Genomic DNA, 14,102 nt, shown 5'->3' on the forward strand with positions numbered 1-14,102 from the left:
CGCCGCGCTGCGGTTAGGATGGGGACGGGAAGGGGTCGTTTGCTGTCAGGGGATAAAGCCAGTGAAGAAGCAATACGCATGGGTCGCCGCGTTGGCCCTGCTCGGGGGCGTGTGGTCGATGGCGCAGGCGCAGAGCCTGCCCAAGCCCAAGGAGTTCTATTTCGACGAAGACCGTGCCACGACCAAACCGGTGGTGGCCGTGCAGGGGCAGGGCGATGCGGTCGTGGATCGGCTGGCCGGCATGGTGCAGCGTGACGCACGCGCCGCCGAGCCACGTGCACAGCTTGCCGCGCTGGCCTATGCCGGTGGTCGCACACAGTTAGGCGACGAGCTCTACCAGGGCGCGCTGGCACTGGTGTCCAACGGCAGCCAGCAATACCGCGCCATCAGCTGGAACTACGGCTGGGACCTGTTGCACGCCGACCAGGCCGACAAGGCCCTGCAGCACTGGGCCAACCTGGCCAACGGCCGCCCGGCCACGCCGGCATGGTTGCCCACCACGCTGGCACTGGGGCTGTGGCGCGCCGGACGCAAGCAGGAAGCAGTCGAGTGGTACGCCGCCGCCGTGCGCACCTGGCCGGACCGTTGGGGCAGCACCGCCAACTACGCCAGCCTGCTGCCGGAGTGGCGCGAGGCCGACCGCGCCAGCCTGGCCGAGGTCTTCGCCGCCTGGCAGGCCAACCCGCCAGCATTCCCGTAAGCCAACCGCGCACGGCAGTGAATCTGCAGCGCGCGGGTAATGCCGCATTGGCGATACAGCGCGGCGCTGCAGTCCGGCGCTGAAATCGCGCTGTGCGTCGTCTGCATTCGTGCAGGCCATGGTGGCGTTCGTTGCGCCATCACTCGCCGGGCAGGTAGCTTGCGCACGCCAGCGTTGTCATCCAGACGGTGTCATCGGCGATCTGCGCTGAGCAACGCGCAGACCAGGTGAAGTGCGTCGTTCCGCGCTGCAGTCGGTCGCAAGCCCGGCACGCACGCTATGCGATCCTGTACACCCGTTTCGAAGACATGACCACGCCATGGCGGTGGATGCATTTGCGTTGATCCTGGCGATGCTGGGGCTCGGGTTGGTGTTTGCACGGCTGCGCGTGCTGCCGGACAACAGCGCCGATGTGCTCAACCGCATCGTGTTGTACATCTGCCTGCCGGCCTCGGTGCTGACCTATGTCCCGAGGCTGCACCTGGATGCCTCGCTGGGCGGCGTCATCGCCACGCCCTGGCTGCTCACCGCGCTGATCGTGCCGATGCTGTGGGGCTGCAGCCGTCTGCTCGGCGTGCGCCGCGACGAGTACGCCGCGCTGCTGATGTGCGTGGTGTTCACCAACTCCAGTTTCATCGGCTTTCCGATGGTGCGCGCGCTGATCGGCGACCACGCCTTGCCGTATGCGGTGGTCTACGACCAGTTCGGCACCTTCGTGCTGCTGTCCACCTTTGGCCTGTACGTGCTGGCGCGCTACAGCGGCGACACCCCGCCCACAGCGCGGATGATCCTGGCACGGGTGCTGCGGTTTCCGCCGCTGTGGGCGCTGGTGTTTGCATTGACGCTGATGCCCGAACAGCCGCCGGCCTGGATCGGCTCGGGGCTGAAGAGCCTGGCCGATGCGATGTTGCCGCTGGTGATGCTGGCCGTCGGGTTCTCGCTGCAATTGCGCTTGCCGGCGCAGGAACTCAAGCCACTGGCGCTGGGGTTGCTGTTCAAGCTCGCGGTCATGCCGGTGCTGGCATTGCCGCTGTCGTGGGCGCTCGGCCTGCAGGGCCAGATGCTGCAGACCAATGTGCTCGAATCGGCCATGCCGACCATGATCACCGCCGCGGCGCTGGCGATTTCGCACCGCCTGGCGCCGCGTCTGGCGGCGGCGATGGTGGGCTACAGCATCCTGTTGTCGCTGCTCACCCTGCCGGCCTGGGCATGGCTGCTGGCGCGCCTGGCGGCTTGATGCGCGTGCCCGTGCATGAAATGCTGGCCGGCGGCGCATGCGCGCCCTCACAGGACAAGGCACACGGATGCGGACTTCACGATTGATCGGCAGCACGGTGCTGCTCTGGCTGGGCAGCGCGTGCATGGCCTCCGCCGCGCCCGCCGCTGCTCCCACGGCTGATCCCACCAACGATCCGCTGGTGCAGCAGTGGGGACAGCAGGTCGGCGAGACGCTGCAGGCACGTCTGCGCAGCATGGCTGACAGCGGCAAGCCCGGGCCGCTGTATCTGGCCGGCCTGCTGTGGATCGACACCGAAACCGATGCCGAGTCCGACGCTGCGCGCGCCGGCTACGCGCCGCTCCAGCGCGCCTGGCTGCAACGCGCGCTGGACGCGCGGCCGCGCGACCTGCTGGTGGCGCGGATGGAAGCGTTGGGCTGCCCCGCTGGCTTGCGCTGCGATCCGCTCGCCGCGCTCGCCTTCCTGGAGCAGGCCGATGCCGGCAACGCCGATGTGCATCTGCGCGCCTACGCAGCGGCGCAACGGCGTGGCGATGCCGCCGCCGCCGAGCGCGCCTGGCAGGCCGCGGTGCAGGCAGACCATTTCGACAGTGGCGCGCTGGCCCTGGGCCGGGCCTTGCATGCTGCTTATGCCGATGTGCAATGGCCGGTGCTGACCTCGGTCAGCCTGCGCGCGCAGCTCGATGCACGTGGCCTGCCCTCCACCGGCGCAGACACTGCGATGCTGTTTGCAATGGCGGCGTGGTCCGCGCACGCATTGCCGGCATTGAGCCCGCTGGTACGCCGTTGCGATCCGGCCACGGCGACTCCAGCGCTGCGCGACGAATGCATGGCGGTGCTGGGCAATGTGGCCAAGGACGAGTCCACGCTGGCCACCGCCCTGATCGGTGCCAAGCGCATGGCCAGCCTCAGCAGTGGCGCCGATGCCACGCGGTGGCAGGCCCGGGTACGTGAGCTGGCATGGCTGCAGCAGCAACAGCAGGGCCTTGCCGGCGCTGGTAGAGGCCTAGCATCCGATGGGGATGCGGTGCTGGCGCACGGTGAAGTGCCGGCCTTGCGTGCGCTGCTGCAGCGCCAGGGCATTGCTACGCAACCGCCGGCTGGCTGGCAGCCGAGCGCATCGGTGCAGTAAGGCCGCGCGCAGCACGCGCGTCGGAGCAGCAGGCAGCGCGGTTGTCTTGCGGTTGAGCAGGTCTCCAACTGCAGACCGACTGACAGGGCGCCTGGTGGTTCGCGCTGCGCGTGCATGCGCATGTGCGCTGCCGATCGGCCACACCCATCACCACTGTGCCCGTGTCCGCTGATCTTGCTGGCTCGGGCGTTGCGTTTTGGAGGTATCACCGCAGCGCTGGCAAAGCGCTATGCGTGATGGCTGGTGCCAACGCCTGCGTTCCCGCAGGCACACGATGCTGCACTGCGATAGGCAACGCCGTGGTGCGTTTAACGTGTTTCGACTACTTCCTCACCCGGCCGCGGTGTACGCTGCCGGCTTGCTCCCGGAAGCGAGGCGTGCATGAAGACAGTCCTGGTGGCCGGCTCCAAAGGCGGCGTTGGCAAGACCACGATCGCCACCAACCTCGCCGCACACGCGGCATTGCAAGGCCAGCGCACCGTGCTGGCAGATGCCGATCCACAGGGCTCGTCCACCCGTTGGGCGGAACGCCGCGCGAGTCTGGAAAGCGCGGTCCTGCCGATCGACGCCACCCGGCGCCGCAACTGGCAGGCCGCCGTGCCCGATGGCACCGACCAGCTGATCATCGATGCGCCGGCCGGCGCGATGGCCGATGACCTGAGCGGCTTCCTGGACCATGTCGACGCCATCGTGGTGCCGGTACTGTCCTCGGCGCTGGATATCGAAGCGGTGGTCGGCTTCCTCAACACACTGGCCAAGGTGCCGCGCGTGCACCAGCGCAAGCTGCCCGTGGGCCTGGTGCTCAACCGCGCCCGGCCGTGGACCCAGACCTCGCAACAGGCCGCCGAGATGATCGGCAGCTGGCCGTATCCGCTGGTGACCCTACTGCGCGACACCCAGGCCTACGTGGTGATGGCCGGGCTGGGGCGCAGCTTGTTCGACTACCGCTCTGCGCAGGTGCGCGACCATCAACAGGACTGGGAGCCGCTGTTGAAGTGGCTCAAGAAAGCCTAGGACCGGAAAGCTCTTATGCGCGAACTGATCTTGCTCCGACACGCCCACGCCGAACCAGCCGACACCGGCCAGGCCGATTTCGACCGCCCCTTGTCGCCGCACGGCATTGCCGAGGCTGAAGCCGCCGGCCGCTGGCTGCGCGAACAACACCTGGTGCCCGACCGCGTGCTCTGCTCGCCGGCCAGGCGTTCCCGCGAAACCCTGGAGGCGGTGCTCGAGCTCACCGGCTATATCGAACAACGCCTGGACGAGCGCATCTACGAGGCCACCCCGGGCACCTTGGCCAGCGTGCTGGACGAGCACCGCGAGGCCGAACGGCTACTGCTGGTGGGCCACAACCCCGGCCTGGAGCGCCTGGCCGCGCTGATGCATAGCGGCCAGACCGGCGACTACCGCGGCATGCCGACCGCCTCGATCGCCCTGCTGGCCTTGCCGCTGGATGCGGCCATCGAACCCGGCATCGCCCGGCTGACCGCCTTCTGGTGGCCTTGATCCGTGCCACTGTCGCTGCGCTGGGTTGCCTGGCTCGCGCTGTGGGTCGCGTTGCCCTGCGTGGCCCAGCAGAAGGTGCATGCCATCGACCCAGTGCAGTCGCGCTTCGGGTTCGAGATCAGAACCCGCTTCGGGATGAAGATCGAGGGATTGTTCCCGCGGTTCCGGGGTGAGCTGACCGAATCGGCGGACGGGCGCCAGCAGGTGCGCTTCCGTCTGGATGCCGCGCAGGTGGAAATCCCGGGCAAGGACCGCTACACCGCGTGGATGCGCGGCGAGGATTTCTTCAACGTGGCGCAGTATCCGGTGGTGGAATTCGAGTCGTTTCCGTACTCCGCCGAGGTGGTGAAGCGGGGCGGCGAGATCACCGGCAACCTGACCATCCGCGGAATCACCCATGTGGAGACCCTGCATGTGATGCCGGCTGAATGCGCGCGGCCGGGCTATGATTGCGATGTGATCAGTCGAGGTACGGTCCTGCGTGGACGTTATGGAATGAATGCGTGGCAGATGGCCCTGGGCGACAGGGTGACGTTCATTCTCCGTGGGCGCCTGCAGGAGGTCCGGCGCCCGTGACGTCCTTGTTGAGGCTTCTTGTGCTGGCAACCTTGTTGCTCGGCACCGGATGCGCCGGCCTGTCGCAAACCGAACGTCACCGCGCCGCCGGCATTGCCGTGGCCGCGCGCAGCACCGTGGTGACCTGCACCCAGGCCGATCGCTGCGCCCAGCCCTCGCCGCTGCGCGCGCTGGGCGGCGATGCCATCGCCGCCTCCACCGCGGCAGCGCCACGCCACTACGCCACCATCGTGGACCACGGCGAGGAATCGCTGGTTGCGCGGCTGAATCTGATCCGCAGCGCCACCCGCAGCATCGACCTGCAGACCTACATCTTCGACAAGGACGACAGCGCCCGCATGGTGCTGGACGCGCTGACCGCCGCCGCGCAACGCGGGGTCAAGGTGCGGATCCTGATCGATCAGCTCTCGGCGATCGCCGATCTGCAGATCCTGGGCGCGCTGGCCAGCAGCCACGAAAACCTGCAGCTGCGCATCTACAACCCCACCTTCGGCAAGGTGAAGCTCAATTATTTCGACTACGCCGGCAGCGTGGTGTGCTGTTTCCGCCGCTTCAATCAGCGCATGCACAACAAGCTGCTGGTGGTGGACGATGTGCTCGGCGTGGTTGGTGGGCGCAACTACCAGGACGACTACTTCGACTGGGACAGCGAGTACAACTTCCGCGACCGCGATGTGATTCTGGCCGGGCCGGAAGTGCGCGCGATGGCGGTCAACTTCGATGCGTTCTGGAACGCGCGCCGCAGTGTCCCGGCCGAGCGGCTCAACGATGTCGGGCGGTTGTTGCTGGACGACGGCCCACAGACCATGCCGCCGGCCAAGTTCCGCCGGCCCGAGCGGGTGGCGCGGGTGGACCGCGAAGCCAACGATCCGCAGTTCGTGCAGGCTGCCTTCGTGGCCCCGGCAATGCCGGTGCAGCGGGTGCTGTACGTGGCCGACCTGCCGCAGAAACATCGCAAGGAACATGGCGCCAAGGCGGTGTCCACCGCGCCGGAGCTGGACAGCCTGATCGCCGGAGCGCAGCAGGAAGTGCTGCTGCAGACGCCGTATCTGGTGTTGTCAGATCCCGCGCAGGAGATCTTCCGCACCTTGCGCAAGCGCGCGCAGCCGCCGCGCATCGTGGTGTCCACCAACAGCCTGGCGGCCACCGACAACCCCATCGTGTATGCGCTGTCGTACAAATTCAAACGCCGCAACATGCGCGAACTGGGCTTCAACGTGTATGAGTTCAAGCCGTTCCCGCTGGATGCGCCGGTCGACTACGCCAACCTGCTGCCCGACCCGCTGACGGCCGCCGCGGGCGAGGCCGCCGAGAACGACCGCAGCAATCGCCTGATCGGCGGCAGTGCGGCCGGCAATGCGGTGCGTGGCAGCAGCGGTGGTGGTGGCGGCGGGCGTACGCCCGGCGGCAGCGATGTTGACCGCCGCGTGCTGCGTACCGAGACACGTCCCTCGTTCCTGGGTACCCGCGCGGTCAACAAGCCGTTGCCGGTGACGCGCGCCGGTGCGCGCATGGGGCTGCACGCCAAATCATTGGTGGTGGACCGCCGCATCGGCGTGATCGGCACGCACAACTTCGATCCGCGCAGCGAGAACTACAACACCGAGGCGGCGGTGGTGATCGACGATCCGCGCTTTGCACAGGCGCTGGCCGCCAGCATCGAGCGCGACATCGCCCCCGACAACGCCTGGACGGTGGCGCCGCGCGAAAAACCGCCGGTGCTCAGCGGCTTGAACTACAGCGTGGGCAAGGTGTCCGAAGCGTTGCCGGTGCTGGATTTCTGGCCGTGGCGCTACGCCACCAACTACGAATTCCAGCCGGGCCCGGGCTGCCCGTTCCCGCTCAAGCGCCAGGACCCGCAGTTCCGCCAGTGCTACGTGGCGGTGGGCGATTTCCCCGAGGTCAACGTTGGCCCGAAGTGGCTGCTGGTGCGGATGCTGACCGCCTTCGGCGCCGGGCTGGTGCCGATCCTCTGATCGGCAGTACCCGCTGCAGTGCGTAGAACTGCACGTGCAGGCGCACCGCACGTGCATCACGCAGCAGCGCCGCCGCACGCGCTGAAAAAACGCAGCGCACATGGGCGTGCAGGCAATCGCATCGCACCGTGTGGCCTAAACGACCAGGCAGTTGAATGATCGCGCGGGCTCCCGGATGCTCTTACGATTCCCGATTCCCGATTCCCGATTCCCGATTCCCGATTCCCGATTCCCGATTCCCGATTCCCGATTCCCCAACTCGATCCCATGCCCATGCGCTTTCGTGAACCCGTCGACCTCGCTGCCCTCAACGCCTCCAGCCGCGACACCTTGATCGCGCAGTTGGGCATCGTGTTCACCGAAGCCGGCGACGACTGGTTGCGCGCCACCATGCCGGTGGATACGCGCACCAAGCAGCCGTATGGCCTGCTGCACGGCGGCGCCTCGGTGGTGCTGGCCGAAACCCTGGGCAGCAGTGCCGGCAACCTGTGCGTGGATATGACCACCCAGATGTGCGTGGCCTGGAAATCAATGCCAACCACCTGCGTGCGGCCTACCAGGACGTGGTGATCGGCACCGCGCGCCCGGTACACGTGGGCCGCAGCACCCACGTCTGGGACATCACCATCGACAACCCCGCCGGCAAACGGGTGTGTGTCTCGCGCCTGACCCTGGCGGTGGTGGCACGCACCAATGGCTGAGCGCGCCCGGCGTGCGCATGGGTGGAACAGCGCCGCCCGCTCCCGGCACTGCGCGGCGGCCGTGCTGCTGTCACAATAGTGGCGCCTTCCTTCCCCGTTCCGGTCCTGTTCCTCGAATGAGCGAGTCATCCCTGCCCGCCACGCGCGATGCCGGCGGCGCGCTGCGTTGGTTCCGTTATCTGTATCGGGTGCCATTGCTGCTCGTGCACCTGACGGTCTGCCTGCCGATCACCATGCTGTGTGTCGTGGCGCCGCCGCTGGCGCGCATCCGCACCGGCCGCGACGACACCCTGGACGAGCGCATGATCCGCTGGTGGCAGGGCACGCTGATGCGCATCTTCGGGTTTCGCCTGCGCCGTTTCGGCACCCCGTTGCCTGGCGCCACCTTGTTCGTGGCCAATCACGTCAGCTGGGTCGACATCTCGATGCTGCACAGCCAGCGGGTGATGGGCTTTGTGGCCAAGCGCGAAATCGCCGGCTGGCCGCTGGTGGGCTGGCTGGCCACCAAGGGGCAGACCATCTTCCACCAGCGCGGCAACACCGAGTCGCTGGGCGGGGTGTTGCAGGAAATGCTGCTGCGCCTGCGCAGCGGCAAGCCGGTGGGTGTGTTCCCGGAAGGGCGCACCCGCGGCGGTACCGAGGTGGGCCCGTTCCATGCACGCATCTTCCAGGCGGCGGTCGAAGCCGGTGTGCCGGTGCAGCCGGTGGCGTTGCGCTACGGCGAGCGCGGCAGTGCACAGGCCGTTGTGGCGTTCGGCGAGCGCGAGAGTTTCTTTGCCAATATCGTGCGGCTGCTCGGTGAGCGCTCACGGCTGGCGGAAGTGCATTTTCTCGAGCCGATCGGCGCGCTGGATATCGACGGGCGGCGCCGCTTGGCCGACACCTCGCGCCAGCGCATTCTTGCCGCGATGGAGTCCTGAGGCGGCCATGCGCCTGCCGCTGCCAGCCGTCGCGCCAGCTGCGCCAACGCGCGCATGAACGCCTCCGACTATCAGCCGCCGCGCTGGCTGCGTAACCCGCACGTGCAATCGGTGCTGGGCAGCAGTGCATTGCGCCGCATCCGCAGCCGCCAGTTGCTGGCCGCCGCCGGCGCGCGCACCAGCGAGCACATCCTCGATGGCGGCGACGGCGTGCGCTTGCAGGGCTGGATGAGCGTGCCGCCGGGCGATGCGCCGGTGCGTGGCACCGTGTTGCTGCTGCATGGCTGGGAAGGCAGTGCCGAATCCAACTACATGCGGCTCACCGCCGCGCGCCTGCTCGGGCTTGGCTACCAGGTGTTCCGGCTGAACTTCCGCGACCACGGCGGCACCCACCACCTCAACGTGGACCTGTTCCATTCGGACCGGGTGGACGAAGTGGTCAACGCGGCCGCCGATCTGTGGCGGCGCTTTCCATCGCAGCAGCTGCTGGCGGCCGGCTATTCGCTGGGCGGCAATTTCGCGCTGCGGCTGGGCCTGCGTGCGCCAGCGGCGGGCCTGCCGCTGACGCGGGTGGCGGCGGTGTGCCCGCTGCTGGATCCGGCCGCGACCATGCAGGCGCTGGAAGATGGCCCGCAGTTCTACGACTGGTATTTCCGCCGCAAATGGCGTGAATCGCTGCTGCGCAAGCGCAAGCTGTTCCCCGAACAACACGGCTACGACGACGCCACCCTGGCGCTGGACATGCGCGGCCTGATGGCGTGGCTGGCGGTGCAACACACCGGGCATGGCTCGCTGGAAGCGTATTTCGACAGTTATTCCATTGCCGGCGACCGCCTGGCCGGGCTGCAGGTGCCGGCCGATATCCTGATGGCCGAAGACGACCCGGTGATTCCGTTCGCCGACTTCGCCGGTTGGCAATTGCCGGCCCACGCGCACCTGGAAATCGCGCGCTGGGGCGGGCACTGCGGCTTCCTGGAAAATGCCCGCGGCGACGGCTTTGCCGAGCGCTGGGTGGCCGAACGCTTGAGCGGCATCGCCTAGGTCGGCAGCGCAGCGCGCATCGCTACAATAGCGGTTTGTCCTGGACACCCCGCCGCCATGCAAGACGCCATTCTCCAAGCCCTGCGCCGCAATGCCGCCGATGACGCCGTGGCGCTGGCCCGCGAGTGGGTGACCAGTGCACCGGACCTGTCGGCCGCGCACCGCTGGCTGGGGTTGTCGTTGCAGCAGCAGGGGCAGCCAGTGCTGGCCCTGGCCAGCATCGAGGCCGCGCTGGAACTCACCCCGGAAGACGCCGACCTGCACCTGTTGCGCGCCGGGCTGTTGCTGGCCGTGCGCGATGTGCCCGGTGCCGATGCCGCGCTCTCGCGCAGCACCACGCTGGACCCGAACCAGTTCAATGCCTACGTGATGCAGGCGCATCTGGCCGTGGCGCGTGGCGACCTGGACGAGGCCGAGCGGCTCAGCCGCACCGCCGCACGCCTGGCGCCGGAGCATCCGCAGTTACTGGCGGTCGATGGTGTGGTGGAGATGCGCCGCGGCCAGAGCGATCGCGCGCTGTCGCTGCTGACCCGTGCGGCCGAGCAGCTGCCCGACGATGCGCGGGTGATGTTCGCGCTGGGTTTTGCGTATCTGCAGAAAGAACACTTTGCCTTTGCCGAGCGCGCGTTCGAGCGGGTGGTCGAATTGAATCCGCCGGGCACCGCATTGCGTGCCTTCATCGCCCAGCTGGCACAGCGCCAGGGCCGTCTGGACGATGCGCTGAGTGCAATGCAGGGCGTGCTGGCCCACCCCGGTGGCGACATCCCGGCGATGCGCCGGCTGGCCGGCGAGATGGAATTGCAGGCCGGCCGTCCGGACCAGGCGGTGGCGCACCTGCGCCTGGCGCTGGCCCATTGGCCGGCCGATCGCCGCACCCTGCACGCGCTGCTGAGTGCCTGGGAGCGGCTGGGCGCGGTGGACGATGCCCGCGACACCCTGGACGCGGCGCTGGCCACCTCCAGCAATGCGCACGACCTGTGGCTGGCCCGCCTGGCGGTGGAGCCGGTGGGTGGGCCGCAGGCGCAGGCGGTGATCGAGCGCTGGCTGCTGGGCATGCCCGAGCACCTGCCGGCGCTGGAGGCACTGATGCGCGTGCACGACATGCAAGGCCATGCCGACGAGGCAGAAATGGTGGCGCGGCAGATCGTGGCGGTGGAGCCGGGCCGCATCAGCGGCGAGCAGCGCATTGTCGAAGCCCTGCTGCAGCGCGACCCGCCGGCGGCGATCGCCTGTGTCGAATCCTTGATCGAATCGCTGCCCGCCCCGCAGCAGACCGTGCTGCGGCCGTGGCTGGGCAATGTGCAGGACCGCGCCGGCCAGCCCGACGCCGCGCTGGCCACCTGGATGCAGTTCCACCGCGAACAGGCCCAGCACCGCCTGCCGTTGCCGCCGCAGGCCGCCAAGCCGTCGATGCAGTGGCCACCGGTGGGCAGCATCCCGGAGACGGTGAGCGCGCGCCCGCTGTTTGTCTGGGGTCCGCCCGGCTCGCATGTCGAACGCCTGATCGCGGTCATGGACGCCGCCACCCCGCTGGTGCGTGGCGACCGCTACGGCAACACGCCGCCGTCCGATGCGCTGCAGAGCTACCGCACCGTCGAGCAACTGGGCAACGGCGAGCTGGCGCCGCTGGCGCTGGTGGAAGGCTGGAAGGCGCAGCTGCCGCGGCGTGGCATCGACGACGGCAACGTCATCGACTGGCTGCTGTGGTGGGACAACACCTTGCTGACCGCGCTGCGCCCGCACCTGCCCGAGGGCCGCCTGGCAATCGCGCTGCGCGACCCGCGCGACATGTTGCTGGACTGGCTCTCGGCCGGCGCGCCCGCGCCGCTGGCGCTGCAGTCGCCACAGCAGGCTACCGACTGGCTGCTGACCATGCTGGAACAGGTGGCGGTGCTGCACGAACGCGACCTGTACCCGCATCGCATCATTCGCCTGGACGGCATCGAAAGCGACCCGCAGGGCATCTCGACCGCGCTGGAGCAGGCGTTCGGCCTGACCTTCCCGCTGATCGAACCACGCGGCCCGGCCCGGCTGGCCGCCGGCCGCTGGCGAGATTACCGCGGCGTGCTGGGCGCGCAGTTCGACCTGCTCACCCTGATCGCGGTGCGCTTCGGATACCCGCAGGACTGAGCGCGGCGCCGGGCAGGGCCTAGACTGGCTCCGCCTGCCGCCTGCCGCCTGCCGCCCGCCCGCCCGCCGTCCTGCCGTCCTGCCGTCCTGCCCTCCTGCCGCCGCTCCGCGATGGATGCGGCCGGTGCTTGGGAGAGTGGTGCATGACACGGCACGCCAAGCACGCACCCCCGCTTTCGTAGGAGCGGCCTTGGCCGCGATGAAGCGTTACCGATAAAGCCCCTCGCGGCCAAGGCCGCTCCTACGAGCTGCGTCGCCTGCAATCTCTCACTGCGGCGATCGGTCATGCGTCCACGTCAAGCGGCCTAGCATCTTCGACGTGCCGCCATTGATGCGTTGGAAGTGAGACGCGTCGGTAGCTGGCTTCGCACAGTGCTCATGGTGAGCGCTGTGCAGCTGCTTCCGGCCTGACCTGACAGCCACACACGACCAGTCCCGCAAGCACTACCGCTTTCGTAGGAGCGGCCTTGGCCGCGATGGGGCGTTACCGATAAAGCCCCGCGCGGCCAAGGCCGCTCCTACGAGTTGCGTCGCTTGCGATCTCTCGCCGTGGCGATTGGACATAGGTCCACATCACACGGCGTGGCCTCGTTGGACGTGTCGCCATTGATGCTCGCTGGAAGCGAGACGCGTCGGGAGCCCGCTTCGCACAATGCTCATGGAGAGCGCTGTGCAGCTGCTTCCGGCATGACCTGACAGCCATACACGACCGGTCCCGCAAGCACTACCGCTTTCGTAGGAGCGGCCTTGGCCGCGATGGGGCGTTACCGATAAAGCCCCGCGCGGCCAAGGCCGCTCCTACGAGTTGCGTCGCTTGCGATCTCTCGCCGTGGCGATTGGACATAGGTCCACATCACACGGCGTGGCGTCGTTGGACGTGTCGCCATTGATGCTCGCTGGAAGCGAGACGCGTCGGGAGCCCGCTTCGCACAATGCTCATGGAGAGCGCTGTGCAGCTGCTTCCGGCCTGACCTGACAGCCACACACGATCTGTGCCGCAAGCACTACCGCTTTCGTAGGAGCGGCCTTGGCCGCGATGAGGCGTTACCGATAAAGCCCCTCGCGGCCAAGGCCGCTCCTACGCGCGAACCGCGTTCCGAGAAATTCATGAAGATCGTCTCGCTCGTTCCCGAAGTGCTGTGACCGGATCACACGCGCACTGAGCCAACTCGGCCCTGGCCTGTCACACCCCACCCGGCTGCGCCACAGAAGGTTCCACCGCGATGGCTTTCGCTGCCGCGCCCAGCCAGGCACCCTGGTGACCCCGATTCCACGGAGACCCTGCATGCGTCTGACCAGCCACAGCATCGACAACGGCAAGCCAATCCCCACCGAGTTTGCCGCCGGCACGCCGGAGGGCTTTGCGCCCAACCGCAACCCGCATCTGGCCTGGAGCGAGGTGCCCGAAGGCACGCGCGGCTTCGCGCTGCTGTGCCTGGACCCGGATGTGCCCACCGTGCCGGAGACGGTGGGCCGCGACGATGTACAGATCCCGGTGGATCAGCCACGCACCGATTTCGTGCATTGGGCCATGGCCGATATCCCCGCAAGCGTGCATGAGATTGCGGCGGGCAGCTGCAGCGATGGCTTCGTGGCCAAGGGCAAGCAGCAGCCGGCGGGCCCGGCCGGCGCGCGCCAGGGCCTGAACTCCTACACCCAGTGGTTTGCCGGCAATCCCGACATGGCCGGCAACTACCTGGGCTACGACGGCCCGTATCCGCCGTTCAACGATCTGCGCATGCACCGCTATTTCTTCCGTGTGTTCGCGCTGGACGTGGCGCAGCTCGAACTGCCGACGCTGTTCACCGCCGCCGATGTGCTGGCAGCGATGCAGGGCCACGTTCTGGCCGAGGCGGCGTTGCACGGCACCTACACGCTGAATCCTGCGCTGCGCTAAGCCACGGAAACAGCACTCTGAATCACGTGCAGCAACTTCTGCTCGGCGGCCGCAAGCGGTGGTCAGCATCGCTCCTGCGCCGAGACGCGCGTCACTCGGGCGGCCCGTCGCCTTACGTAGGAGCGCGCTTGCGCGCGAGGGCATTCCCAGCAATGGTGCCGCGCTGCAATCGCGCTGCAATCGCGCTGCAACAGCCATCGTGCTGGTTGGCTCCAGCAGCATCGGCGGGCCAGTAGCCGATGCTGCGAATGGCCGTTAATTCAGCGGTCCGTGGCCCTGAATGATG

11 protein-coding genes and 1 pseudogene are annotated in these 14,102 nt (G+C 68.1%); all 12 read left to right on the forward strand.

Annotation, left to right across the window (positions count from 1 at the left end; all coding sequences use genetic code 11):
- Nucleotides 1–61: 61 nt before the first annotated feature.
- The 12 genes and pseudogenes from ACD584_RS01405 (at nt 62) to ACD584_RS01460 (ending at nt 13,816) form a co-directional block, all read left to right on the forward strand.
- Nucleotides 62–700, forward strand: a complete 639-nt coding sequence (locus tag ACD584_RS01405; RefSeq protein ID WP_076037489.1) for a hypothetical protein — start codon at nt 62–64, stop codon at nt 698–700.
- Nucleotides 701–1,019: 319 nt separating this feature from the next.
- Nucleotides 1,020–1,937: an AEC family transporter gene (locus ACD584_RS01410; RefSeq protein ID WP_042596677.1), complete on the forward strand. Its 918-nt coding sequence runs from the start codon at nt 1,020–1,022 to the stop codon at nt 1,935–1,937.
- A 67-nt stretch (nt 1,938–2,004) separates the two neighbouring features.
- On the forward strand, nt 2,005–3,069 hold the full coding sequence (locus tag ACD584_RS01415; RefSeq protein WP_228437944.1) for a hypothetical protein: 1,065 nt from the start codon (nt 2,005–2,007) through the stop codon (nt 3,067–3,069).
- Nucleotides 3,070–3,450: 381 nt separating this feature from the next.
- Entirely contained in the window at nt 3,451–4,083 is a 633-nt protein-coding gene (locus tag ACD584_RS01420; protein ID WP_076037487.1) for a ParA family protein, read from the forward strand.
- Nucleotides 4,084–4,098: 15 nt separating this feature from the next.
- Nucleotides 4,099–4,575 carry a histidine phosphatase family protein gene (locus ACD584_RS01425; protein ID WP_011035432.1) on the forward strand — a complete coding sequence of 159 codons (477 nt, stop codon included), beginning with the start codon at nt 4,099–4,101 and terminating at the stop codon, nt 4,573–4,575.
- A gap of 3 nt (nt 4,576–4,578) precedes the next feature.
- Nucleotides 4,579–5,151, forward strand: a complete 573-nt coding sequence (locus ACD584_RS01430; protein ID WP_070689312.1) for a YceI family protein — start codon at nt 4,579–4,581, stop codon at nt 5,149–5,151.
- Nucleotides 5,148–7,127: a phospholipase D family protein gene (locus ACD584_RS01435; RefSeq protein ID WP_076037486.1), complete on the forward strand. Its 1,980-nt coding sequence runs from the start codon at nt 5,148–5,150 to the stop codon at nt 7,125–7,127. Before ACD584_RS01430 ends, ACD584_RS01435 begins: the two co-directional genes overlap by 4 nt.
- 273 nt (nt 7,128–7,400) lie before the next feature.
- Nucleotides 7,401–7,828 (forward strand): annotated as a pseudogene (locus ACD584_RS01440) (hotdog fold thioesterase).
- A gap of 116 nt (nt 7,829–7,944) precedes the next feature.
- The gene (locus ACD584_RS01445; protein WP_019237116.1) at nt 7,945–8,748 is read left to right on the forward strand and encodes a 1-acyl-sn-glycerol-3-phosphate acyltransferase; all 804 of its coding nucleotides are present in this window, start codon (nt 7,945–7,947) and stop codon (nt 8,746–8,748) included.
- Nucleotides 8,749–8,802: 54 nt separating this feature from the next.
- Complete coding sequence (locus ACD584_RS01450) at nt 8,803–9,789, forward strand: YheT family hydrolase (RefSeq protein WP_014509471.1); 987 nt, start codon at nt 8,803–8,805, stop codon at nt 9,787–9,789.
- A 57-nt stretch (nt 9,790–9,846) separates the two neighbouring features.
- Complete coding sequence (locus ACD584_RS01455) at nt 9,847–11,919, forward strand: tetratricopeptide repeat protein (RefSeq protein WP_076037485.1); 2,073 nt, start codon at nt 9,847–9,849, stop codon at nt 11,917–11,919.
- 1,285 nt (nt 11,920–13,204) lie between these two features.
- On the forward strand, nt 13,205–13,816 hold the full coding sequence (locus tag ACD584_RS01460) for a YbhB/YbcL family Raf kinase inhibitor-like protein (RefSeq protein WP_076037484.1): 612 nt from the start codon (nt 13,205–13,207) through the stop codon (nt 13,814–13,816).
- Nucleotides 13,817–14,102: the final 286 nt, after the last annotated feature.

Origin of the sequence: Xanthomonas sp. NCPPB 2922, assembly GCF_041520885.1 — a bacterium.
In the GTDB taxonomy this organism is placed as follows: domain Bacteria; phylum Pseudomonadota; class Gammaproteobacteria; order Xanthomonadales; family Xanthomonadaceae; genus Xanthomonas; species Xanthomonas campestris.

Coding starts and splice junctions, on each gene's coding strand:
- ACD584_RS01410 (WP_042596677.1), top strand. CDS start 1,020: ATGGCGGTGGATGCATTTGCGTTGATCCTGGCGATGCTGGGGCTCGGG.
- ACD584_RS01415 (WP_228437944.1), top strand. CDS start 2,005: ATGCGGACTTCACGATTGATCGGCAGCACGGTGCTGCTCTGGCTGGGC.
- ACD584_RS01420 (WP_076037487.1), top strand. CDS start 3,451: ATGAAGACAGTCCTGGTGGCCGGCTCCAAAGGCGGCGTTGGCAAGACC.
- ACD584_RS01425 (WP_011035432.1), top strand. CDS start 4,099: ATGCGCGAACTGATCTTGCTCCGACACGCCCACGCCGAACCAGCCGAC.
- ACD584_RS01445 (WP_019237116.1), top strand. CDS start 7,945: ATGAGCGAGTCATCCCTGCCCGCCACGCGCGATGCCGGCGGCGCGCTG.
- ACD584_RS01450 (WP_014509471.1), top strand. CDS start 8,803: ATGAACGCCTCCGACTATCAGCCGCCGCGCTGGCTGCGTAACCCGCAC.
- ACD584_RS01455 (WP_076037485.1), top strand. CDS start 9,847: ATGCAAGACGCCATTCTCCAAGCCCTGCGCCGCAATGCCGCCGATGAC.
- ACD584_RS01460 (WP_076037484.1), top strand. CDS start 13,205: ATGCGTCTGACCAGCCACAGCATCGACAACGGCAAGCCAATCCCCACC.